This window comes from Bacillota bacterium (assembly GCA_040757205.1).
Classification (GTDB): Bacteria; Bacillota; Desulfotomaculia; order Desulfotomaculales; family Desulforudaceae; genus Desulforudis.
Genome location: JBFLXL010000006.1, coordinates 63,742 through 87,881, shown reverse-complemented (window position 1 = coordinate 87,881; position 24,140 = coordinate 63,742). Strand labels below are relative to the sequence as shown.

Here is a 24,140-nt window from a genome sequence, read left to right as displayed (position 1 = left end):
GGCTCCGTGCGCCGCGTCGACAGCGGATTACGGCTTGGCTCGGGCGGGCGAAACATGCGCGGCGGGAAGGGTGGGCGCTAGTGCAGGCGGGCGGTGTTCTCCGGCCGCCCCCTGGGGTAGCGGCCCCGCGGGGTATAGGTAGTGTGCAAAAGCTCCTTGGCCTTTTCGCTTAAGGGATGGCCCAGGTATTCGTCGTAGAGTTTGCGCACCGCCGGATTTTCGTGTGCCCGGCGCAACTCCCGCCTCAGGTCGATACTGTAAAGCGCCTCGGCGCGTTTGCGCCGGTACTCCTGAGCCGGTTCGCGCCGGCCGGCACCGACTATCGGCTGCCCCCCGCCGCCGATGCAGCCTCCCGGGCAACCCATAATCTCGAGGAAGTGGTACTCGGCCCCGGCCTTGATCTGCTCCATCAGGCGCCGGGCGTTGCGGGTGCCGTGCGCCACCGCCAGTTTCAGGATCCGGCCCCGCAGGTGCACCTCGGCCACGCGCACGCCGTTCAAACCGCGTACGGCATGGAAGTCCGCCCGCGCCATTTCCTCACCTTCGGTCAGGGCGTAGGCGGTACGGACGGCCGCTTCCATCACCCCGCCCGTGGCGGCGAAAATCACCCCGGCCCCGGTGGCGATGCCCAGCGGCTGGTCAAACTCCTGGTCTTCAAGGGTTTCCAGGTCGATGCCGGCCTGGCGGATCATCCGGGCCACCTCGCGCGTGGTGAGCACAAAGTCCACGTCGCGCCGCCCTTCCCGGGAGACCAGTTCGGGGCGGGAGGCCTCGAACTTTTTGGCCGTACAAGGCATGACGGCCACGGTCATCAGGCGGGCGGGGTCAAGCCCTTCCTTCTCGGCGTAGTAACTCTTAACCAGGGCTCCCAGCATTTCCTGGGGCGACTTGCAGGTGGACAGGTTGTCCAGGAACTCCGGGTAGTAGTGCTCGCAAAACTTGACCCAGCCTGGGCTGCAGGAGGAGATCAGCGGCAAATCCCCCTTCCCTTCCAGCCGTTCGAGGAGTTCGTGGGCTTCCTCCATAATGGTCAGGTCGGCGGCGAACTCGGTGGAAAACACGGTGTCAAAACCGATGCGGCGCAAAGCCGCGACCATCTTGCCGGTAACCACCGTGCCGACCGGCATTCCGAACTCCTCGCCCAGGGTCACCTGGATGGCGGGTGCGGTCTGTACCACCACCTGCCGGTCGGGGTCGTCGATCGCCTTCCACACCTCGTGGATATATTCCCGCTCGGTGAGCGCCCCGGTCGGGCAACTCATCAGGCACTGCCCGCAGCTGACGCAGGCGGCCTCGACGTGGGCGTCCCCGAAGGCCGGGCCGATCACCGTGTCGAACCCGCGCCCGGCCGCGCCGACAGCGTCCACGCCCTGGACCTTGCGGCAGACCTCAAGGCAACGGCGGCACTTGATGCACTTGTCGGGATCGCGGACCATAAACGGGTTTTCGGCAAGCAGTTGGCGGCGGCGCCGGCGGTTCGGCAACCGGAGGCGATTAAGGCCCACCCGGGCCGCCACCGCCCGCAGTTCGCACGTTTGGGCCCGGGGACAGACGGGACACTCCGCGTAGTGCTCGGTCAGCAGGAGTTCCACCACCCGGCGGCGGGTCCGCCGCACCCGCGGCGTGTTGGTCCGGACCACCATTCCCTCACGCACCGGCGTAACACACGCCGCCGGCAGGGTGCGCGCCCCCTCGGCCTCCACCACGCACACCCGGCAGCACCCGGGCTCGCTCACGCCCTTCAGGTAGCAGAGGGTCGGAATATCAATGCCGTGCTCCCGGGCGATGTCTACCAAGTTGGCGCCTTCCGGGGCAGTCACTTCCCGGTCGTCGATGGTCAGTCCCACCATCCGCTCGCCGGCCCGCGTCTTCTTGCCGGCCTCCCGCTTCAACCCGGTTTCCGTCGTGGTCTCCTGCCGCACCGCGCACCTCCGTCTTAACACTGGGCAATAGTGGCCATTTGCTGTTTGTGGATATTCTTTAGCGTTGAGCGCAGTTTAATACCGGTACACCAAATCACCAAAAGGCGAAAAAGGGTCCTGGCCCCTTTTCGGCCCCTGTAGCAATCGGCGATGACAATGAATATTCGGCTTTTATAATGGGTGACCGGAAGACAAGGCAGGCAGACATATGCGGGCGCGATTCAATGTGAATCGTGCTTTACTCTTTCGGGGCTTCGCCGAGCGGGCAGCCCCGGCACGGGCCGTGCTCGCCGGTTTCCGCAAACTGAATAAAGCGGTCCAAAAAGCGAACTTTCTCATCCTCACAGGAGCGGACGAACTCCACCATCTTCAGCAGCCGCTCGCGGGCCTCCGGGGATAGGTGGTGCTCCACCCGGCAGGCATCCTGCTCGGCCACCACCGGGTCGAGCCCCAGAATCTCGCTGAAGAAGGCGAACAGCATCTGGTGCCGGGCATATACCTCCGCGGCCACCGCCTGACCTTTCTCGGTCAGCTCAATGTGCCCGTATTTCTCCTGTTCAACCAGGCCCTTTTCGGACAGCGTCCGGACGGCGGCGACCACGGAAGGCATGGTCACCCCCAAGGCGTGGGCCACGTCTTTCACCCGGACCACTTTCTGCCCCAGCCCGATCACGTACAGGGTCTCCAGATAGTCTTCCACCGATTGGGAGTACCCGGTCATGGCATGGTGCCTCCCGGCCGCTTTTAGATAAGTATAACCCAATACTCCCCCATCGTAAATTAGTCCGGCTCCGGTTGTTTTATACAGCCCAATCCGCACAAGAAAGGGTTACTGAATTGCTTAGGGGCGGGAAGCGCGGGGATCTACGGACTGCCGACCCATCAGCAGAGCGGCGGCCACGGCGGTCAGGGGTACACTCAAGATCATCCCGATGCTGCCGGCCAGGGCGCGTATCACCTCGGTGGCGATCAGGTCGAGGTTGATGATCTTTAAAAACGGAGTATCATAGGCGAGAAACACCAGGAGCAGCGGGATGGCCGCGCCGGTGTACGCGAGAATCAGCGTGTCGGCCATGGTCCCGATCACATCCCGGCCCACATTCATGCCGGCGTGAAACAGGTCCCGCGGCCGCACGGCCGGGTTGGCCTTCCTGACTTCTTCCATCGCGGAGGCCACGGACATTCCGACGTCCATTACCGCGCCCAGGGCCCCGATGATCATCCCGGCGAACAGGATGCCCCGGAAATCGAACTGCACCGCCTGGGGGACATACAAGAGCATTACGGCCTCATCGCTGGCAAACCCGCTCAACTGGGCCGCCGATCCGGCCAGAAAGGCCATCAGCCCCGCCACTATCACGCCGCCGGTCGTGCCGATGGTGGCGGCCAGCGTTTTGACACCGAGACCGCCGATCAGGGCGAACGTCACCGCCACCACCGCGGCCGACACCAGCACCGCCAAGACAATCGGGTTATAGCCTTTCAACAGCAGCGGCAGCAGAACCCAGCCGACCGCCAGACCGGTGATCAGCAGGGTGACCACCGTCTTCACACCCTTCAAGCCACCGGTCAGCACCAGGACCAGGACGAAGGCCCCGATCAAGTAGAAGAGATAGTGATCCCGAGCATAATCGGCCAGGTAAGCACCGATCAACTCCCCGCCGGCCACTTCGGCCGAGACCAACACCCTGTCCCCGGGCTGCACGTGAAAATCGTAAGCCGGGTGCCCGGTGTGACTATCCACGACCGTAACCTGCCGGCCGTCATACGGCCCGCCGATGATTTGAACGGTAAGCGTCTGCTGTGTCAGCACAAGACCGGGCGCCGCTTCGTTCTCGGTTTCAGCTTTCTCCACCGTCAGCACCCGTGCCCGGAAAAACGTTTCCGTCCCGCGCTTTTCAGTGCCCGCTTCCCCGCTGTCGCACCAAAACCCCATTGTCATAAGAGTTAGAGTTGCCGCCAATACCGCCGTCAGCAGCGCCGTTTTGTAAAACAAGATATGCTTCTCCCGCCTGGTGAGAATTTCAGATACAATACCTCAGTGACACTCTCAATCCCCTGAAGGAGATGGGAATTCCCGCGCCGATTATTAAGAACGGGCAGACGAACACCGGGCCAGGATGTTACGGCTACCCCTCCCAGGTAAACCAGTACCAGAAAGAGCGCCGGGAAACGCTTCAGGGCAACACCTCCCGGATAACTATGGAGGGGTCGACAGGACAACTTTAGTTAGTATTGAATGCCGGCCTGCGGTTTTCCTGCCGGTGGGGAGAGAAAACCGGCGGGGAAAAAAGGATTGCCGGCGGGCGGCGGCCAATTAAATAAGACAATGGTCGAAAAACAACCCAAGAGTGGGTTTGTGCCGGGGAGGTCAGACATGTCGCAAGGACACCTTATCCTACGAACAGTGTCCGCCATCCTTTTCATCGCGGCGGCGGCGGCAATCTACAACTTGGCCGATGGAAACCGGACCCTGGAGTTGATGGCCCTGGTGTTTCTGGTTGTCGGCTTCGGCAGCCTGGTACTGGCGTTTATCCTTGGCAGGCTCCTGGACCGCATAAACAGGCGATAGGCGTCGAATTCGGCCGATTCTTGTGAGTTTTTGTCATTTGACGCATACTGATCAACGTGCTATAATCTTGACTAAAATAATAGTGTTTATACCTAATTATGTATCGGGCCTTGACGGTGAGCCGGAAGGAGACGCGGTACGAGATGAGGATGTCGACGCGCGTGCGTTACGGCACCCGGGCACTGGTGGATATAGCGGAGCACCACGGCAACGGTCCGGTATGCCTAAGGGACATCGCTCACAGGCAGAAGGTATCCCAACCTTATCTTGAACAACTGATCTTGCTTTTGAAGGCGGCCGGTTTGGTACGCAGCATCCGGGGCGCGCGCGGGGGTTTTATCCTGGCCCGTGACCCTGCGGAGATCAGTATGATGGAAGTTATGACCACTCTGGGTTGGGAAGCCAAAGTGGTGGACTGTGTTGGTGACCCGGGTTCCTGTTCCCGGGCGGACGCGTGCGGAATGCGCAACTTCTGGTGCCGGCTTTCCGATGCCGTCTCGAAAGTGGTTAGTTCCACAACCTTGGCCGACATGGTACAAGAGCAGGCGGAAATGCTTAACAACCAATGCCGACCGGAAAACCGGCGGGCGGGTTGCTAGAAAGAAGGGGAAACATGACGGAGGCATATGTCCGGCTGGGATCTGCGATTTTAAGGGAAGTGGTACGGGATATTCGGGGCGGCCCCCGTGGAGGGAACCGTTCTCCTTACGTTTCCGCGGTGGGTTTTTTGCGTACGCCGCTCTTTGAAATGATTTGTGAGAGCCAGGGCGTTAACCCGCTGCTTACAAAAAGGCGTATTTTGCAGCTCAGTTCCACTAAAGAGATCCCGGCCGTCCGGACCCGGTCCCAGTGGAAGCGTAAGCGCCGGCAGAAGCGGGTTTATCATTGGGCGGTTTCGCCCGGCAAGAAAATGGTCAACTAACCACTGCGGGAGCCCGTACCCGGTCCTTCAAAGGACCGGTTTTCTTTTTATGGCAGCCCTATCCGAGCGACGCCTTCACCGGTTCAGCGTGCAGCTTCGGCAAACCCGAACCGTCCCACGCCACGTTCTGAGGGCGACGGGGCTTTCCCGGCGGGGGGCGGCAAGCGGAGTCGTCTTACCCTGGGCCGCGCTACGACGGCGGCCGAAATCAGTAGAGTGGATGATTATTCAGCCGGTCCGTTCGCGTTTGCGGACCCGGGTGCTAAGGTTGTAATTGCGGGCCGGTTCGCCGCTGCGCCGTCCCCCGGAAATCCTGATCGCCAGTGCCATCAGTCCGGCTCCAGCCACAGCCAGTAATACGGCCCATAGGATCGATACCTGAACCGCAAGGAACTCGAACAAACCTCCCAGGTTCCCCGAGACCGCCGCGATCAACCGTAGTTGATTCTCCGCCAGTCCCCCCGCAAGAAAAGCCAAAATCAACGCCAGGGTGCTCCAAGAAAAGAACTTCTTGATTTTCCTCACCCTTTCAGGAAATATATGCCAATATACTACCACTCAATGGCATGAATAGAAAATGCTGCTTTGAGGGGAGAAGTAGTCAAGCCGGCGGGTTTTTGGCTACTACCATTTAGATTATGCGGAATACCTCAGGATTGCTTATTGTGGAAGCCCGGCCTCGGACAGGTACAGGTGAAAAAGGTGTTCCGCTACCGCGATTACTCCCAGCGCCACCGCCAGGTTAAGGATGGGAACGCCCAGACCGCCCAGAATCAGTTCGGTGGCCCAGATGATCAAACCGGCCAACGGCACATCGACGGCCGTGGCCGACCAGACGCCGTAGTTGGGTAGAACCCAAAGATCGCCGATCGCGTACAGAAAAACGGCGAGCACCGCGGCAGTGACCAGAATATTTCCGGGGGAAAAATGGCCGAAGAGACCGAGTGCTCCAAACAGGATGGCGGCGGTGTAGACGAATTTCACGGCGAGTACGACGGCAAAAGCCAAGGTCTGTCCTCCCGAAAAGAACGTTTCAAGTTCCAGTATCTGTTGATACGGACGGGTTTATGCGGTTTGGTTCGGATGGCCTTGGCCCGGACTTTGCCGGCAGGTATTAGTGAGATTGATCACGAATAATTCTGCTGAGGTTGCTGTCGGGGGGGGTAAAGTTATTGAGTCGGCCAGCACCGGCGGTACCGGGCTTCCCGGCGGCGGGGGCACCCCGTCCGGTCCTTTGGACGCGGGATTTTGCGCTAACCTGCCTGTTCACCCTGGTGATCTTTACGGGTTTTCAGATGCTGATGCCGACCATTCCGGTATTCGTGGACCGGATGGGGGCCACCCCGCTGATTATCGGCCTGATCAACGGTATCTTCACGGTGGCGGCCTTGGCCGTCCGACCCTGGACGGGGTTGGCCCTCGACCGTCACGGCCGCAAGAGTTTGTGGCTTCTCGGTACGGCGGTCTTCACCCTGGCTGTTTTCGGGTACGTCTGGGCCCTCACCGTCCCGCTGCTGTTCATGCTCCGGATCATCCACGGCGGGGGTTGGGGGATGGTGACCACGGCTTCGGCCACGGCGGTGGCCGACATCGTACCGCCGCCCCGCCGGGGAGAGGGCATGGGCTACTTTGGTTTGGGGGCGAACCTGGGCATGGCGGTGGGCCCGGCGGCAGGGTTTTTTATCGCCAATCGATTCGGCTTCACCGCGTTGTTCGTGGTGTGCGGGGTGCTGGCGGCCGTCGCCTTTCTAGTGGTCAAAACGATCAGGATGCCGCCGTTTACCCCGGCCGTCGCCGGTCACCGCCCGGCGCTTTATGAACGGACTTCATTGGGACCGGCCCTGGTGATCTACTTCGTGACTTTCACTTACGGCGGCGTTGCTACCTTCATCGCCCTGCATGCGGCCCAACACGGGATCATGAACGCGGGGATTTACTTTACGGCCTTCGCCCTGACGGTGGTTGCCTCCCGTCCGTTTTGCGGACGGTTGTATGACCGGCGGGGGCATCGCCTGGTAGTGGTGCCGGGCCTGGCGGCGATCGCGGCCGGAACGGTGATTCTGGCCCTGGCCACCGAACTGAGCGGATTTCTGGCCGCCGCGGTGATCAGCGGCGCCGGGCTGGGTGCGACCCACCCCACCTTGCAGGCGATGACCTATGCGCGCTGTGCCCCACACCGGCGGGGGGCGGCCAGCGCCACCTTTGCCACTGCTTTCGACCTCGGGATCGGTACGGGTGCGGTCCTGCTGGGCCTTTTGTCGCAGTATTTGGCTTACCGGGAGATGTACCTGGTGGCGGCGGGGGCGGCCCTGCTGGGGCTGGTTGCCTACCTGGCGACGATGGGGCGGGACGGCGGATTCAGGATTCGGGATTGATCAAGAACGACTGATTCTCTTGAGAGGAGGTGCCCCATAGATGACACGTGAGGCCTCCAGGCAGGTTATCGAGCGGCTGCGCCGGACCCGCCGGGAACTGTACCGCAGACTGGCCGAACAGGTGGGGACTTCGGAGGAACGGACGATGGTGAACCGGGCCGCCGACCTGCTGCTGGCCGAGGAGATCCTGCAGGAGAACGAGGAGGGGTTGGATGACGCCGACAGTGCCGGAGGGGGTGGGGGCCGAGCCGGCCCGGCCCGGCAAAAGATCCTGGCCCCGGACTGGGACGCCCTGTACGCCGGCGGAAACTGGGAGGTGGCCGGTGAGTTTTTCCGCCTGCCGCGCGGGGGTGTGGTAAAAGACCACCGCAGCGGCCGGGAAGTGTTTGTGCCCGAGGCGGCGGTGCGTGCTGAAGGCGTAGAGCATGGGGACCTGGTTGGTGCCCAGGAAAAAGGCCTGACCGACCGCGGCGGGGCGCTCTATTTCTTCCGGGTGCTGCAAAGACGGGAGTTGGGCCATACCTCCGAACGCGTCTGCCTGGTGGCGCCGCTGGAACACGCAGGGAGTGGTTGGGGCGTGTACAGCGAGGACGAGGAGTCCTTCATCACGGTCCCCGACCAAGACGTCTCGTCCCTTGGTCTTGACGAAGGGGACCTTGTGGAAGTCGCCTACATGGCCGGCGACCCTTCCTCGGCCAAGCTGGCCTGGAGGTATGATCCAGACGACCCGTTCCTGCAAATCCGGGAATTGAAGCGGGCACCGAAACGGGACAAAAAGAAGGAGGGGGCCGTCCCCCAGGCGGTCGAACCGCAGGACCTCCTGGGCAAAAGCGTGCTGGTGGTGGGCGCCGACAGCTACAAGGAGTCCTTCAAACGGGTCTTCGAGCGCCGGGGGGCCACCTTCAGCTGGGAATCGGGTTTTATGGTCGGAAAACTCCTGGAGGGAAAGGTGCGCCGGGCCGATATCGTGGTAATCGTCACCGAGGCGATGAAGCACAAAATGCCGGATGTGGAAGCGATCTGCGAACGCTTGGGGCGCCCTTACGTATACGCCCCGTCCCGCGGCGCCTCCGGCGCCCTGCGCGAAGTCCTGGAAAGACTTTAGACCATCGGGGGAGCACGAGGAAACATTCCTTTTCTACTTCGGCGGCGGTTTTTCGCCGCAAGTGGTGAAGGCCGGTTCGAAAACGAGTTTATGCTGCTTCGAAAACAGGCCATATTTTCATCCCCGCATGAGCGATGAGGAATCGTCGTGAGCGACTCCTCCCGCAATTCAAGTCTTCTTCAAGTGCACGGCTATCTTGGGGGGCGCCTCGTGACAGGCGCCATTTTTTTCGGTAAAGCAGGGAAACAAGCCGGTGTCATTTAAATGGTAAGCGAACTAATCACCACCCGGAGGGGGTGATCGCATTGCCCGCCAATCTCACGCCCCAGTACTACGCCGCCGAGGAAGCATTCCGGCAGGCAGTCACTATTGAGGACAAAATCGCGGCCCTTCAGGAAATGCTGGCTGTAATCCCCAAACACAAGGGCACCGAAAAGCTGCAGGCCGATATCCGGCGGCGCCTCTCGCGGCTCCGTGAGGAAAGCCGGAAGAAAAGCAAGGTCAGCCGTCAAGACCCTTTCAACGTAGAAAGGCAGGGCGCAGGTCAGGTGGTGCTCACCGGCTACCCTAATACCGGAAAGTCGGCCATTGTCGGCGCTCTGTCCAGGGCCAGGGTCAAGGTGGCTGAATACCCGTTCACCACCACGGTCCCGTTTGCGGGAATGATGCCGTACGAAGAGATCATGGTCCAGTTGGTGGATACTCCACCCTTCACCCCGGAAATGGTACCACCGGGTTTGCTGAACACCTTGCGCAATGGGGACGCTCTCCTACTGGCCATTGACCTGGGAACACCCGAGTGCCTTGAGCAGTTGGAGGGCACACTTGACTTCCTGAACCGGAAGAGGGTCGGGGGGGCTTCTTTAATCGCGGGCACCCGGGCCGACCGGCCCGGAAGCGAGGAAAACCTGGCCGTATTGCGAGAATTGAGACCCAACGTAGAGATCCTGCCGGTCTCAACCACCACCGGTCAGAACATGGAACTCCTACGCCGCCGGATCTTCGAAGTGCTGAGTATTATCCGCGTTTTCGGCAAAACCCCCGGAAAGCCGCCCGATCTGAAAACGCCCTTCGTGCTGCCTTCCGGAAGCACGGTGCTGGAACTGGCGGCTGCCATTCACCGGGACTTCCCGCGGCTTCTAAAAACGGCCCGGGTATGGGGTTCGGCCCGTTTCGACGGGCAATCCGTCCCCCGCAACTACGAGCTGCGGGACCGTGACATCGTCGAAATCGTGGTCTAGTATAGGTTTCGAACTAATGCGCGGCAACGTTGGGCAGAACCTTCTCAAGCCGCAACAAGAGCCATAGGGCGTTGTCCTTCTTGACCACCCCGCCGACAAACTCGTTTTCTTTCATCACCGATTCCGACTTTTCGATTTCGTCCCGGTTGTAGCGGCCCACTTCCTGGACGCGATCCACAATCATGCCGACACTGGTTTCATTGTGCTCCACCACAATGATCCGCGTATCCCGGGTCGCCTGGCTCCGAGCAAGGTCCAGCCGCTTGCTGAGGTTAATGATGGGGACTATCCGGCCCCGCAGGTTAATGACCCCCTCTATGAAACTGTCGGACCTGGGGATTGGAGTAATGTCGATCATTTTTATGATCTCCTGGGTGTTGAGTACCGGGATCGCGTACTTTTGCCCACCGAGATCGAAGATTACCAGCTGCTCATTGGCAACGGTGGAACCCACGGCCTACACCTCCTAGGCTTTATTCAATGATTTCACGATACTCTCAAGGTCATCGGCCATCCGGGCCAGGTTGTTGGCATTGGCCGCCATCTCCTGTATCGTACTGCTTACCTGTTCAGACGTGGCCGCAAGGTTCTGGACTCCGTGACTATTCTGCTCGGCCATGCCGGCGATCTGCTCGGCAAGACCGGTGCTCCTCCCGGCATGCTCGCGAATATTCTCCAAAGTCTCGCCGGCTCTTTTGATGATCTTGACGCCGTCGCTTACCTCCCCGGCACCGGCCTGCATTGCCTCCGCCGCCTTTACCGTCTCCTGCTGGATGGCCCGGATAATATCTTCGATCTCCTTGGTGGCACCGGAAGACTTTTCAGCCAACTTGCGCACTTCTTCGGCCACCACCGCGAAACCACGTCCGTGTTCTCCCGCGCGTGCCGCCTCAATAGCGGCATTTAAGGCCAGAAGGTTGGTCTGATCGGCAATATCATTGATGACCTGAACAATCTGTCCGATTTTCTCCGATCTCTGATGCAGGTTTTGGACCGACTTGGCACTGGAAGCCACCGTTTCCTGGATGGCGGTGATCTTTTTGATCGCCTGGTAAACCGCCTGATTACCCGCCTCCGCCGCTCTTTCGGTGGCGCGTGCCGCTTCCGCCGCCTGGGTCGCGTTAGTGGCGCTTTCCTCGGTCGAGGCGGAGAGTTCGGCTGAGGTGCTGGTCACGTTTTCGACCGCCGCGCTGACTTCTTCCGAAGCGGCCGAGAGCTCCTGGCTGTGAGATGCCAACTGGAAGGAGCTCTCCCGTACCCTGTCGATCACGTTTTTGAGGTTTTCACTCATCTGATTGAAAGCCATCCCGAGTCTTCCCATCTCATCCCGGGCGCGCACCGGCACCCGGTAGTCCAACTCCCCGGCGGCGATTTTTGCCGCCGCGATCTCGAGCTGCCTGATCGGTTTGGCGATAGTCCGGTTCGAAAAGAACAGGAGCACACCGACGGCGATTATCGTTGTCAGGCCGCAGGCGGCGATGACGGTCAGCCTTCCCTGGGTGATGAGCGCATCCATGAAACTCTTCGGCGCTCCAACATACCAGATGCCGATGATCTGGCCGGAATCATTCCTGATCGGCTTGTACGCCGTTTGATACCAGTTGCCCACGACCTGAGCCGTCCCGTAATACTCCTGCCCCCGCTTCAATACGGCCTCGGCGATATTGTCCGCCACCTTGGTTCCAACCGCACGCTTACCTTCAGCCGTAATAACGTTGGTTGCGATTCTGGTGTCCCACCGGAAAATGGTTACTGTATCTCCGGTCAGCTTGCCGATAAAATCGACGATGTGGAAATTGTCATTCATCAACACCTCACCTTTGTAGAGCCGGTCACCATCCGCCCGCCATGCTCCAGGGTACATCTGATTGATGATAACTTCTCCGGTGGCCAGATCGCCACGGGCCTTCTCGGTGGCCGACTCCTCAGCGGTGGACGTTATCAGTTTGTTAACCACCAATAGTAACGCCACCGAAAATAGAACCAGAATAACGACAAATGCTGAAGCCAGTTTGAATTTGAGTGACATGGAAGCAATAGACTTGAACCTCATCGCTTCCCCCCCCCTACAATCTCTTTCTTGACGACCAGTGTCGCCTTATTTCCTCTATTCGGTTCATTGGCGGAAAACTTAAACAAACACCGGGAGGTTCGCGAATAAAGAGGGGGCGAAAAATATGTTCGCCCCCTCAGGAGGTCTTCAATCAACTCTGTACGAGTACTAAAGACCCATCTTTCCGGCTAAGCCCGCGCCCGGATGTTCGCCAGGGCGTCCAGGGCCACCTCGCCCACGGTCCGCTGCCACAGCTTGCCGGCCTCATAGATGGTCACGGCCTGGTGGTCCCCGCGCAAATCCCCAAGGGCCGAGGCCGCTTCCTGAACTCCGATTTCCCCAAGGGACCAAGCCGCCAAGCCTCGGATTTCCGGGTTCGGATCCCCCAGGGCCCTGAGCAGGATGGGCATTCCGCCGGCAACCAATGCAGGATTGCGCTTCCCGATTCTACCCAACGCCCAGATCACCCCGCGTCGCAAAACATCATCTCTATACGGCGGGCTGACGAAGTGAGCAACAAGATCGGCATAACGCTCCGGCTGGTGTTTGATAATCTCCCCCACCGCCTCCGGTGCACTAAAGCCGATCTCTCCCGACGCGGGGTTATCCACGCTAAAACGCCTGATGATTTCCCGACCGAAGTTCTCGTCCTTGCGCGACAGCCCGGCAACCACGTGCCCCAAACCTTCAATGGCCCGCCAGCGCAGAAGGCCCTCCCGATTGTCCAGAAAAGCCACCAAATGCGTGACCACTTCCGGGTCTTCCTTCGCCAACTGCAGTAACCCATCATACTGCCGGCCCTCGAGCAACCGCCGTACTTGGTCTTTGACCAAACAGCTTCGCCTCCCAGAAATAATTTTCCAAAGCTATCCTACCCCTATTTTACACTTTTTTCGCCGGCGCTAACATCCCATTTAAAAACAAAATAAATTTAAGGCCCGGAGGCCGTATTTGGCATTAACGTTAGTACAAACGGAATTTTAAATATGATAACTAATTAAGGGGTCTATTGTCCTCAGAAAACCTTTTTTGGTATTATGTGCTTATATGCTGTATACATAATACAATAAACAGCCCTCAAGGCCGTCGAACCGCCGCGGGCGACTGGCCACTGCCGCCTCCACCGGAAGGTGACACATTGCTCCGCAGCGGCCCACCTTAATACTGCCCAAGCAGCCTGGACCGCCTACACGCTGCGCCCATACATCTTATACCCGTTGCGGGCGCGAACTGTCACGGACAAATATACTAGTACAACGCGTGGTAGCGCAGAAAATGGCGTAGATCCCGTAGGGTCCGCACCCCCCGCGCCTCCAATTCGGGGAGCAGGCACAACAGCAGCCGGGCAGTGATCAGGGCGTCCCCGAGAGCGTTATGCCGGTCCTTCACCGAAATCTGATATTCCCGGGCCATCGCCCCGAGGCCGAAGGTCCGGGCGCGGGGTTTGAGGATCCGGCACAAAGACAAAACATCCAACACCACCGCCGGATTAAGGATGGCGCCGCACTTCCTTTTCAACCCGTTATTCAAAAACACCAGGTCAAACTGAATGTTAAAACCGGTGATGAGCCCCCCGGCCATTTTCTGAAGCATGCGGGGTAACACCTTTTCCAGCACCGGCTGTCCCCGCACCCCTTCAGTGGTGATTCCCGTAATCGTGGTGGCCAACTCCGGCACCTCACGTTCAGGATTAACCAGGGTATAGAAATAATCGTTTTGGATTTTGGCCGCCACGACCCGGACACAGGCCGCCGAGATTACTTCATCCCCGGTATCGGGCCGCAACCCGGTGGTCTCGGTGTCAATCACGGAGTACACAATGTTATACAGCGACACATCTTCGGGCGGCTTGGCGCTGCACAGTTGAACCAGCTCCGGGGTAAGGTCGTCGCAACCCGGCTGGACCGCGCTGGAATTATTTCTCCAAAGGCCGGAGAAATTGGCGGCGATACTCACGATGCACTCAACCCCTTTTAGTACCCTTCCACCCGGAAAGTCACGCCCGTAAACTTCTGCAACCGTGAAACAGCCATCATGGCGTCCTTCACCATCGCCAATTCCCTTCTGGTCAGCTTCCGGGGACTCACATAGTTGGATGGTTTTTTCCCTTCGGCCATGCGGCGCAAATTCAACCGCAGCCGGAGCATCAGAATGCTGTCGTAGGCCACCTGAAAGGCCTCGGCGTCGTCCTTGGGCAGGACCTCCTTGTCAACCAATTGGCGGAGCCGGCCCACCGTCGAAGTCTCCAGGAGGCCGTCGCGCAACGCAAACAAACGCACAGCGTCCACGACGTGGATCAACACGGCCCGTTTAAGGTCCAGTTGATCCTTGTGGGGGCCGGACCGTTCGGTTATCACCTGCCGGAGCGGGTTTAACGGCACCTTCCTGGAAAGGGCGTCACGGGCCATGAAATGCAGCACCACCGGCGCCTTTTCCAACCGTTGGAAAAAGTAGCGTCTTAAAGAATGGGCCATGGCGAATTGGCCGTATACCGGGCGAAAATCAAGAAAAATACTCATCAGCCTTAGCATTTGCGGGTTCAGGTCCAAGGTCCATTTCTTCAAGGTCGGGAACCAGTCCCGCATCGGCTTGCACCAGTCCGGGTTGCCGGCCATCACCTGACCGGGACAAGGCCGGAACCCGCACTGCTCCAAACCGGAAACCACCCGGCCGGCCAACTCCAGGAAGTAGGCCGCCGTTTTCTCTTCCTCTCCCGGTTGGGGATCGTCGTAGATCAAGGCGTTGTCCTGGTCGGTACGCAGGACTTGTTCACGGCGGCCCCCGCTACCCATTGTCAACCAGCAATAACTCGTCGGCGGGCGGCCCTTGCCCTCGGCGAACATCTGTTCCTCCACCATCCGGATCAACTGGCAGGTCACCCGATCGTAGAACTCCGTAACCAGCGTACAGATCTCTTCCGATGAGGCGTCGCCGCTCACCATGTCGCCCACCACGCGGTCGATGTCCGGCATGCGCGCGGCTATCCCCTCGATACTGGGAGCGCGTTCGACGGCGTCCACGGTCCGGAGCACGTCCAGGTGCTGGGCCCGGACCAGATCACCCATCGTCACGATGCCCAAGAGCATCCCCTGGCTCTCTACCAGGACGTGACGCACATTATTGCGCATCATCGCCAGCAACGCCTCGTAGATATGCGCCTCCGGCGGCAGCAGCACCAGTTTCTCGTTCATCAAGACGGCCGCCGGTCGGCGGGCCTGGTGCTCGAAATCCGCCGCGGCCAGAACGCGGCGCACCAGATCCTTCGCCGTAAGCATCCCGCGGGGGATGCCGCCGCGATCCAAGATTACCACCGCGCTGATTTCCCGCTCGGCAAACAACTGCGCCAACTCGGTGACCCGGTGTTCCTCGAGGCAGGTAACCACCGGGGACGACATTATCTCGTAGAGCCGCCTCCGGTAGTGTTGGGGCTCCCAAGGCGGCGGCCAGTTTTGTTCCCGGGCCACCTCTTGGTACACGTACCGCATCCGTTCCGCCAGCGCGTGACTAAAAAAGCCGACGAAATCCGGATCCGACTTCAGGTCTTCGAAGCAGACCTCCGGGATAAGCAGGCAACGGCTATCCTCCACCGTCCGCGAGGTGGTTGGGTAGGAGTCGGTAAACAAGAGACACTCCCCGAAGAAATCGCCCGGCTTCAAGAGGCCCACCGCCCGCTCCTCGCCGTGGTCCCCGACCAGAAGGATTTCCACCAGGCCGGACAACAGGAAAAACAAGTGCTCCTGATGGGGCTCCCCCTGCCGGAAGATGTAGGTTCCTTTGAGGTAGTCCTTGGTCGTCAGGTGGGGAACGCATTCCCGTATCCGTTCATCCGGAAGAGCCGAAAACGGCGGGGTGTCCTTCAACAATTTGTAGTAATCCATACTCCTGACGCCCCCTTCCAACCCACAGTCCTACAAACCGCGCCCGTGACCGACGTCCACGCGCAGCACGGAGCCAAGCGGCGGCCTCCCACCGCTTCACCAGCGCGGCCAGAACACTGCAAACACGCAAGCCACCCCGATGGCGAACCAGATGCCGACCGTCATGTCCAGGCCCAGGTAGCGAACGGAAACCCCGATCACGGCCAGCAAGCCCAGGTATACCGAATATATCGCCAGGTTCCTCTTAAGCGTTCCACCCATGCGACAGAATTCCTCCCTGTTCCGGTATGAAGGTGGGGCGTTTGGCGCCACCCCCGCTACCGGGCCGGCTTCGGCGCGGTTTCTTCCTTGATGTATTCGTCTTTCAGCCCAAGCTCCTCGGGTGCGTGCAGCACCAACATCTTATGGTGCACGTCGTGCGGCACCCCCCTGGGGGTCAACATAGACACCGTAAAGATCAAGAACAGGGCCAGCGGGACCGCCCAGATCGCCGGCTGTTCCGCCAGGGTGCGGTAGATCGGGTTGTCCGCGTACCATACGGCCAACCAAGGCAGCACCTGTTTGTCGGCCAGCATCGTGGACACGATCGCCATCAGGGCCGAGATCCCGCCCACCAGCATCCCGATGGCCGCGCCGGCCGCGCTTGCCCGGCGCCACCAGACGCTCATAATCAGCATCGGGAAGTACGAGGCCGCCGCGATCGCGAACGCCCAGCCCACCATCATGTTGATGTCGAAGTTCTCCACGAACGTGCCCAGGATCATCGCCCCACAGCCGGCCAGGACGGCCGCCGTGCGGAAGGCCTTGATCCGCTGCCTGGGCGTGGCCTTCTTATTGAGCATGTTCCCGTAGATGTCGTGGGCTAAAGCGCCCGTGATCGAAACCAAGAGCCCCGAGAAGGTGGTCATAAACCCGGCGAAAGCACCCGCCGAGGTGATGCCGGACAGTATGTCGCCGAGGTAGACCATATTCTGGTTCAGGATCTTGGGCAGGACCAGGATCACTGAGTCCGTGCTGTAGGCGCCGCCGGTGATGGCGTAGAGCTGGGGTACGGCATTGCGGCCCATCACCCCGAATATCGGGGGGAACAGGTAGAAGCAGCCGAGCAGGATCAACACCCAAAAGGCGGTCCGTTTCGCCGTCCGGCCGTCCGGGTTGGTGTAGAACCGCACCAGGATGTGGGGCAGCCCGGCGGTGCCGCAGATAATGGCCAGGATCAGCGAGTAGGTGTACAACACCGGGTAACCGTACTTGTTGGTCAGCGGCCCGAACGGCTCCAGCCAGGTCTTGTCGGCGGGCGCGTTCGGCACCACCTCGCCCCGGGCGTACTGCACGACCACCCGTTCCTCTCCCGGCACCGGGAACAACTGGAGTTTCGCCGCCACAACCAGTTCCTTCTTCTTGCGGGTCGAAGGGTCGGTGACGATCACCGGTTCGCCGTTTCTGGTCACGGTCACCGGGCGGGTGGTGGTGAACTCGGCCCCCGCCGGGAACACGTAGAGCGTGCGTTCCTGGCCCGCTATTTCCCGGGCCACCGTCTGGGCGGGCAACCCCGACGCCACGAGGTCCGCCGGCGTGATCGGGTCACTGCCCGGCGGCAGGGCCGCGGAGGTGGTGACGATGACCTCGGCTCCGCCGGCGAAGCGGCCCGAGATGGCATCGGGAAACACAACCTCGTTCGCCGGGGCCACCGGCCGGTATGTTATCTGGTGGTCATCGTGGAACCTGGGCAATGATTTCCCCGCTTCACCCTCGTTCCCGAACTGGGCCATCTGGCCCGGGTAGCCGCCCACGAAGGCAAACAGGACGAACATCGGCACCGAGACCGCGAACATCTTTATCCAGTAATGAAAGGCCTGCACGAAGGTGATGCCTTTCATGCCGCCCAGCGCCACGTTGAAGGTGATCACCGAACCGACCAGGACCACGCCCACCCAGTAAGGGGTGTGCAGGATATTCACCAGGGCCACGCCGGCCCCCTTCATCTGCGGCATGGTGTAAAAAAGGCCGATGGTCAGCACGAACACCACCGCGATCTTCCGGAAGGCGGCGCTCGAGTAGCGGCCCTCGGCGAAGTCCGGGATGGTGTACGCCCCGAACCGCCGCAGGGGACTGGCGATAAAGAGCAGCAGAAAGAGGTAGCCGGCCGCGTACAGCACGGGGTACCAGAGCACGTCGTAACCGAACTTCATCACCATGCCGGCGATGCCCATCAGGGAAGCCGCGGAAAGGTACTCACCGGAAATGGCCGCCGAGTTCATCGGCACACTTACCGCGCGGGAGGCGACGTACATGTCGGCGGTGCTGCGTACCGAACGCTGCACCCAGATTCCCAGTCCTACGGTGGCGATAACCAGAAGCGTTACGAAGATCAGCGGAATCCAGGCGATATCAGCCACCGCTCATCCTCCCCTCTTCCCATGTCGCCCGGGCGATGATTTCGTCTTCCAGGGCCAGGGACCGGGAGACGTAGATGCGGGCGATTATCCAGGTCAAGGGATAAAACAACACCCCCAGGAACAGCCAGCTCAGGGTGAACCCCCAGATACGGGTGTTGGCGATCTCGGGCAGGTAGAAATTGGCCAGTGGAATCCCCACCAGAATCACCACAAAAATGGCAAAACACTTCAGACTCAGCTTCAACTGTGCACTCATCACCAGGTGCAGGTATTGCTCGCTGTGCACCTCATACCTGGGAGCGGTACCCCCCGCATTCGCGGGGGTGCCCGGTCCCGTACCCGGAGGCGTGTCGCCCATTCCAAAACCCCCTTAAACAAATCTCTTGCCCTCTATAAAAAACCATAGCGGCTGATCTGTCCCTGCGTAGCGGACAATCCTCCGTCTATGGTTTGACGGCGGCCTGCAGACCGCCTTTCCCCGGGAAACCGTGCCGGTGCCTGTCTGTTTCACCGGCGAACACTTGGTCCGGGAGGGTGCGAACACAATGACCGCGGTCAGTTCTTCCAGGTTGATGCGGCGTTTCACCGGCGAACACTTAGTCCGGGAGGTGCGAACCCGGATGCGCCTCTATCGGGTTTGCCCCCCGGTTGAGGTTGATGTCATCCTAGGATTCCTTGCTCTCGTACTTCTCTTTGAGTTCCCGGCAGACCGCGGGGTCGGCCAATGTGGTGGTGTCGCCCAAGGCCCGGCCCTCGGCGATATCCCGCAACAGGCGGCGCATGATCTTGCCGCTCCTGGTTTTCGGCAGTTCGGCGGTCAGGAAGATGTCGTCCGGCCGGGCGATCGCTCCGATCTTCTTCACCACGTGGGCCTTGAGGTCGGACGCAAACTCGCCCCTGGTTTTCGATCCGTCTTTGAGTTCCTTGAAGTACTTCCCTTTTAGGGTCACAAACACCGAGATGGCCTGCCCTTTCATTTCGTGCGCCTTGCCGATGGCCGCCGACTCGGCCACCCAGGGGTGGTCGACCAGCGCGCTCTCGATTTCCATCGTGCTCAGCCGGTGTCCGGCCACGTTGATCACATCGTCCACCCGGCCTAAAATCCAGAAATAATTGTGATAGTCGCGGCGCGCGCCGTCCCCGGCAAAGTACAGTGTTTGGCCGGGAATCTTGCCCCAATACTCGCGCACGTACCGTTCGTTATCGCCGTAGATGGTGCGGAGCATTGACGGCCAGGGCTCCCTGATCACGAGGAAGCCGCCTTTGCCCAGCATCACCGAGTTTCCTTCCTTGTCGACCACGTCGATCTCCACGCCCGGAAGCGGTACCGATGCTGAACCCGGCTTCGTGGAGATGATCCCCGGCAGGGCGCTGATCATGATCATCCCGGTTTCGGTCTGCCACCAGGTGTCCACGATCGGGCAGCGTTCGGACCCAATGTACTTGTGGTACCAGATCCAGGCCTCGGGGTTGATCGGCTCGCCGACCGTGCCCAAAACGCGCAGGCTGGAAAGATCGCGCCGGGCGGGCCACTCGTCGCCCCACTTCATGAAGGCGCGGATGGCCGTGGGCGCGGTGTAGAAAATGTTGACCCCGTAGCGTTCGATGATCGCCCAGAAGCGGTCGAACTCAGGGAAGTCGGGCGCCCCCTCGTAAATCACGGTGGTCGCCCCGTTGGCCAGCGGTCCGTACACCACGTAGCTGTGCCCGGTCACCCAGCCGACGTCCGCCGTGCACCAGAAGACATCGCGGTCTTTGACGTCGAACACCATGTGGTGGGTGGTGGAAACCCCGGTCAGGTAGCCGCCGGTGGTGTGGACCACACCCTTGGGCTTGCCGGTGGTACCGCTGGTGTACAGAATGAAGAGCATGTCTTCGGAGTCCATTTCCTCGCAGGGCCCGCCCACGGTCACCCCGACCACCAGGTCGTCGTACCGGTAGTCGCGCCCTTCCTGCATCGGCACCTCCTGGCCGGTGCGTTTGACCACCAGGACCTTGTCGACCGACGGGCACTCTTTCAGGGCGGCATCGGCGTTCCGCTTCAGGGGCACGATTTTGCCCCGGCGCCACCCGCCGTCCGCTGTAATCAGAAGCTTCGCCCCGGCGTCGTTAATGCGGTCGCGCAGCGCCTCGGCGGAAAACCCCCCGAACACCACGCTGTGGGGCGCGCCGATCCGGGCGCAGGCCAGCATGGCGATGGCCGCCTCGGCGATCATGGGCAGGTAGATGGCCACGCGGTCGCCCTTCCGGACCCCCAACATGCGCAGCACGTTGGCGAACTGGGTGACTTCACGCCACAGGTCCCAGTAGGTCAGAATTCGACTATCCCCCGGTTCACCCTCAAAGATGATGGCGGCCTTGTTTTTCCGCCAGGAATTGAGGTGCCGGTCGACGCAGTTGTAACACACATTCAGCTTCCCGTTCACGAACCATTTGGCGAACGGGGGCTCCCAATCCAGGACCTGGTCCCATTTGCGGTACCAGTCCAGACGCTCGGCCTGCATCGCCCAGAAAATCCGCGGGTTCGCCCGGGCCTCGGCGTAGATGTCCCGGTTTTTGACGTTGGCCTGGCGGGTGAACTGCTCGTCGGGATGGAATATCCGGCTCTCCTCGAGCAGGGTCTCGATAGTCTCCTTCTTGACGGCCACGGAAACCCTCCCCCTTCAAAGACTGAGATTCACACCAATTCCTCAAGTGTTTAATGGGATTCTACCGTGCTCCAGGGGGACTGAAAAGAATTCGGGGGCCAATCGCCGAATGTCGAGGTCTACCGGTGAATATTGGCGCCCAACGGTCGATAGTTGAGGGTGAACGGTACTCTCCACCGGCGAACCGCTCGGCGGCAAAACCTTGTCGGGCCAGCAGGAAATCCGGGACCCCCTTGGCGAATGGTATTTTTACCGGAACAATGGAGTTGACACCGAATGATCTGGGACAGGATGGAAACGCTGTCGCGGGACGACATGAAGCGCCTCCAGTTGGACCGGCTGCAGTCCGTGGTCCGCCGGGTCTGCCGGAAGGTGCCTTTCTACCGCAACCGCCTGCGGGAAATGGGCTTTAGGCCGACCGGCGTCAAGAGCCTCTCCGACCTGCCGAAGCTGCCGTTCACCGAAAAAGACGACTTGCGCGACAACTACCCGTACGGACTGTTCGCGGTGCCCCTGGAGAAGATGGTGCGGATTCACGCTTCATCGGGCACCACCGGCCGGCCGACCGTGGTGGGCTACACGCGTAAAGATCTCGGCACCTGGTCGGAACTGGTGGCCCGGGTGGTGGTCCAGGCCGGGGTGAAGCCCCGTGACGTCGTCCAGATTTGTTTCAGTTACGGCCTTTTTACCGGGGGTTTCGGCCTGCACTACGGACTGGAACGGGTCGGGGCCACCGTCGTGCCGGCGTCCGCCGGGAATACCCGGCGCCAGCTCCGCCTGATGCAGGACTTCAACACCACCGCGCTGGTTAGTACACCCACTTACGCCCTGTACATCGCCGAGGTGGCCCGCGAGAACGGGTTGGACCCCATCCGGCTGGGGCTCCGGCTGGGCCTTTTCGGTTCCGAGCCCTGGTCGGAGGGCCTGCGCCAGGAACTCCAGACCGCCTGGGGTTTTGCGGCCACCGACAACTACGGCATGAGCGAGCTGATCGGACCGGGCGTGTCCGGTGAGTGCCGGCTTCAAGACGGGCTGCACATCTCGGAAGACCACTTCCTGCCCGAGATCATCGACCCCGAAACCGGCGAGACCCTGCCCCCGGGTGTGCAGGGGGAACTGGTGATCACCACCCTGACCAAGGAGGGCCTGCCGCTCCTTCGCTACCGGACCAGGGATCTGACCACTCTGGATTATACCCCGTGCCCCTGCGGGCGGACCACCGTGCGCATGCGTCGCGTATTCGGGCGGACGGACGACATGCTGATCATCCGCGGGGTGAACGTCTTCCCGTCCCAGGTGGAGGAAATCCTGATGGATACCGCTGGAGTCGGCCCGCATTACCAGATCATTGTGGACCGGAAGGGATACCTGGACGAAATGGAGGTGCGGGTCGAACTGGCCGCCGACTACTTCACCGGGGCCTTTCGCGACCTGGAGACCCTCGAAAGAAACATCAAAGAACGCCTCCAGAGTACCCTGAACATCACCCCGAAAGTCAAGCTGGTGGAGTACCGCTCGCTGGAGCGAACGGAAGGCAAGACCAAACGCGTGATTGACCGCCGGCCGGTCTAGAATGGTGGTTGGTGGTCGTAATGGTCGTCAGTGGTCAGTGGTCGGTGGTTACCACACTGACGACCGACCACTGACGACCGACGACTGAATTTGGCCAGAGATAGATCAGGGAGGTTTTAGATTAATGTACTGGAACCGGGAAATGGAGTGCATGCCGGCCGAGGAGCGCAAGAAACTACAGTTGGAGCGCCTGCGGGAACTGGTGCGCCGCGTCTACGAAAACGTACCGCATTACCAGCGGGTGCTCCGGGAGGCGGGCCTTCGTCCGGGAGACGTGAAGTCCCTGGACGACCTGGCGCACCTGCCCTTCACCGCCAAGGACGACCTGCGCCGGACCTACCCTTTCGGACTGTTTGCCACGTCATTGGCGAACACCGTCCGGGTGCACGCCTCGTCCGGCACCACCGGCAAACCCGTCGTGGTGGGCTACACCCGCAAGGACATCGACACCTGGTCCGAGGTCATGGCCCGGACCCTGATGTGCGCCGGCGTCAAGGACGACGACATCATCCAGATCGCTTACGGATACGGCTTGTTTACCGGGGGATTGGGCGTGCACTACGGCGCCGAGAAAGTAGGCGCCACGGTCGTGCCGATTTCGGTAGGCAACACCAAGCGCCAGATAATGCTGATGGAGGACTTCGGCACCACCGCGCTGGCCTGTACTCCTTCCTACGCGCTGCACCTGTCCGAGGTGCTCGAGGAGACGGGCACCGACCGGTCGCGCATCCGGCTGCGGGTGGGCGTCTTCGGGGCCGAGCCTTGGTCGCCGCAGATGGCCCGGGAGATCGAGAAGAAACTCAACGTCGTCGCCATCGACATCTTCGGCTTAAGCGAGATCATCGGCCCCGGGGTGGCCAGCGAGTGCCTCTACAACACGGGACTGCACATCTTTGACGACCACTTTTTGCCGGAGGTCATCGACCCGGCCACCGGGGCGCAACTGCCGCCGGGCGAGGAAGGCGAACTGGTGATCACCACCCTGACCAAGGAGGCCTTCCCGCTGATCCGCTACCGCACCCGGGACATCGCCACCCTCCACGTCGAGCCCTGTCCCTGCGGCCGGACCCACGTACGGATGTCCAAGGTCATGGGGCGCACCGACGATATGCTCATCATCCGCGGGGTGAACGTCTTCCCGTCCCAGATCGAAAGCGTCCTGCTGGAGATCGGGCACGCCGAGCCGCACTACCTGCTGGTGGTGGACCGCAAGGGCCCGCTGGACCACCTGGAGGTCTGGGTGGAGGTGTCCGAGCGTTTCTTCCGCGACGAGGTGCGGCACCTGGAATCCCTGGGGAAGACCATCAAGCGGGAGATCGAGGGCACGCTGGGCATCGGGGTGGAAGTAAAACTTGTCGAGCCCAAGACCATCGAGCGCAGCCAGGGAAAGGCCAAGCGGGTGGTTGACAAGCGTGACCTTCCCGGGAAGAATAAACCGCAGGAGGGATAAAGC

General features: G+C 60.9%; 21 protein-coding genes. 7 read left to right on the top strand and 14 right to left on the bottom strand.

All coding sequences use genetic code 11. The features are described from left to right. Positions 1–77: 77 nt before the first annotated feature. The 3 genes from AB1402_06345 to AB1402_06335 all read right to left on the bottom strand — a co-directional run bounded on the left by AB1402_06345 (position 78) and on the right by AB1402_06335 (position 3,918). Positions 78–1,922 carry an NADH-dependent [FeFe] hydrogenase, group A6 gene (locus tag AB1402_06345; protein ID MEW6541217.1) on the bottom strand — a complete coding sequence of 615 codons (1,845 nt, stop codon included), beginning with the start codon at positions 1,920–1,922 and terminating at the stop codon, positions 78–80. A gap of 238 nt (positions 1,923–2,160) precedes the next feature. After that, on the bottom strand, positions 2,161–2,643 hold the full coding sequence (locus tag AB1402_06340) for a metal-dependent transcriptional regulator (protein MEW6541216.1): 483 nt from the start codon (positions 2,641–2,643) through the stop codon (positions 2,161–2,163). Between the two features lie 120 nt (positions 2,644–2,763). Next, a complete protein-coding gene (locus tag AB1402_06335; protein ID MEW6541215.1) occupies positions 2,764–3,918 on the bottom strand; it encodes a YibE/F family protein in 1,155 nt (384 codons plus the stop codon). 381 nt (positions 3,919–4,299) lie between these two features. On the opposite strand from AB1402_06335, the gene AB1402_06330 reads away from it, so the two are divergent. Both AB1402_06330 and AB1402_06325 read left to right on the top strand, forming a co-directional pair. After that, positions 4,300–4,494 carry a hypothetical protein gene (locus AB1402_06330; GenBank protein ID MEW6541214.1) on the top strand — a complete coding sequence of 65 codons (195 nt, stop codon included), beginning with the start codon at positions 4,300–4,302 and terminating at the stop codon, positions 4,492–4,494. A gap of 143 nt (positions 4,495–4,637) precedes the next feature. Then, a complete protein-coding gene (locus AB1402_06325; GenBank protein MEW6541213.1) occupies positions 4,638–5,093 on the top strand; it encodes an Rrf2 family transcriptional regulator in 456 nt (151 codons plus the stop codon). 551 nt (positions 5,094–5,644) lie between these two features. Here AB1402_06325 and AB1402_06320 read toward each other — a convergent pair. After that, positions 5,645–5,899 carry a hypothetical protein gene (locus AB1402_06320; GenBank protein ID MEW6541212.1) on the bottom strand — a complete coding sequence of 85 codons (255 nt, stop codon included), beginning with the start codon at positions 5,897–5,899 and terminating at the stop codon, positions 5,645–5,647. Positions 5,900–6,076: 177 nt separating this feature from the next. After that, on the bottom strand, positions 6,077–6,424 hold the full coding sequence (locus AB1402_06315) for a DUF2512 family protein (protein MEW6541211.1): 348 nt from the start codon (positions 6,422–6,424) through the stop codon (positions 6,077–6,079). A 164-nt stretch (positions 6,425–6,588) separates the two neighbouring features. Between AB1402_06315 and AB1402_06310 the strand changes: the two genes are divergently transcribed. The 3 genes from AB1402_06310 to AB1402_06300 all read left to right on the top strand — a co-directional run bounded on the left by AB1402_06310 (position 6,589) and on the right by AB1402_06300 (position 10,137). Next, positions 6,589–7,791, top strand: a complete 1,203-nt coding sequence (locus AB1402_06310; protein ID MEW6541210.1) for an MFS transporter — start codon at positions 6,589–6,591, stop codon at positions 7,789–7,791. A 40-nt stretch (positions 7,792–7,831) separates the two neighbouring features. Next, positions 7,832–8,896 carry a DUF2325 domain-containing protein gene (locus AB1402_06305; protein ID MEW6541209.1) on the top strand — a complete coding sequence of 355 codons (1,065 nt, stop codon included), beginning with the start codon at positions 7,832–7,834 and terminating at the stop codon, positions 8,894–8,896. Positions 8,897–9,192: 296 nt separating this feature from the next. Beyond that, positions 9,193–10,137: a GTPase gene (locus tag AB1402_06300; protein ID MEW6541208.1), complete on the top strand. Its 945-nt coding sequence runs from the start codon at positions 9,193–9,195 to the stop codon at positions 10,135–10,137. 13 nt (positions 10,138–10,150) lie between these two features. On the opposite strand, the gene AB1402_06295 is transcribed toward AB1402_06300, so the two are convergent. The 9 genes from AB1402_06295 to acs form a co-directional block, all read right to left on the bottom strand. Next, positions 10,151–10,591: a chemotaxis protein CheW gene (locus AB1402_06295; protein MEW6541207.1), complete on the bottom strand. Its 441-nt coding sequence runs from the start codon at positions 10,589–10,591 to the stop codon at positions 10,151–10,153. 12 nt (positions 10,592–10,603) lie between these two features. Continuing rightward, positions 10,604–12,094 (bottom strand): methyl-accepting chemotaxis protein, encoded by a 1,491-nt coding sequence (locus tag AB1402_06290; GenBank protein ID MEW6541206.1) that lies wholly within the window; start codon positions 12,092–12,094, stop codon positions 10,604–10,606. 284 nt (positions 12,095–12,378) lie between these two features. Then, entirely contained in the window at positions 12,379–13,023 is a 645-nt protein-coding gene (locus AB1402_06285; GenBank protein MEW6541205.1) for a DVU0298 family protein, read from the bottom strand. Between the two features lie 415 nt (positions 13,024–13,438). Then, positions 13,439–14,146 carry a 3'-5' exonuclease gene (locus AB1402_06280; protein MEW6541204.1) on the bottom strand — a complete coding sequence of 236 codons (708 nt, stop codon included), beginning with the start codon at positions 14,144–14,146 and terminating at the stop codon, positions 13,439–13,441. Between the two features lie 17 nt (positions 14,147–14,163). After that, a complete protein-coding gene (locus AB1402_06275; protein MEW6541203.1) occupies positions 14,164–16,068 on the bottom strand; it encodes a DUF294 nucleotidyltransferase-like domain-containing protein in 1,905 nt (634 codons plus the stop codon). 96 nt (positions 16,069–16,164) lie between these two features. Then, on the bottom strand, positions 16,165–16,329 hold the full coding sequence (locus AB1402_06270) for a hypothetical protein (GenBank protein MEW6541202.1): 165 nt from the start codon (positions 16,327–16,329) through the stop codon (positions 16,165–16,167). A 56-nt stretch (positions 16,330–16,385) separates the two neighbouring features. Next, entirely contained in the window at positions 16,386–18,467 is a 2,082-nt protein-coding gene (locus AB1402_06265) for a cation acetate symporter (protein ID MEW6541201.1), read from the bottom strand. Beyond that, positions 18,460–18,825 carry a DUF485 domain-containing protein gene (locus AB1402_06260; GenBank protein MEW6541200.1) on the bottom strand — a complete coding sequence of 122 codons (366 nt, stop codon included), beginning with the start codon at positions 18,823–18,825 and terminating at the stop codon, positions 18,460–18,462. The genes AB1402_06265 and AB1402_06260 overlap by 8 nt, the downstream gene beginning before the upstream one ends. A gap of 307 nt (positions 18,826–19,132) precedes the next feature. Then, positions 19,133–21,115 carry an acetate--CoA ligase gene (acs, locus tag AB1402_06255; protein MEW6541199.1) on the bottom strand — a complete coding sequence of 661 codons (1,983 nt, stop codon included), beginning with the start codon at positions 21,113–21,115 and terminating at the stop codon, positions 19,133–19,135. Positions 21,116–21,391: 276 nt separating this feature from the next. Here acs and AB1402_06250 point away from each other — a divergent pair, with 276 nt between their 5' ends. Both AB1402_06250 and AB1402_06245 read left to right on the top strand, forming a co-directional pair. After that, positions 21,392–22,687, top strand: a complete 1,296-nt coding sequence (locus AB1402_06250) for a phenylacetate--CoA ligase (protein ID MEW6541198.1) — start codon at positions 21,392–21,394, stop codon at positions 22,685–22,687. Positions 22,688–22,811: 124 nt separating this feature from the next. After that, positions 22,812–24,137, top strand: a complete 1,326-nt coding sequence (locus AB1402_06245) for a phenylacetate--CoA ligase (protein ID MEW6541197.1) — start codon at positions 22,812–22,814, stop codon at positions 24,135–24,137. Positions 24,138–24,140 lie beyond the last annotated feature (3 nt).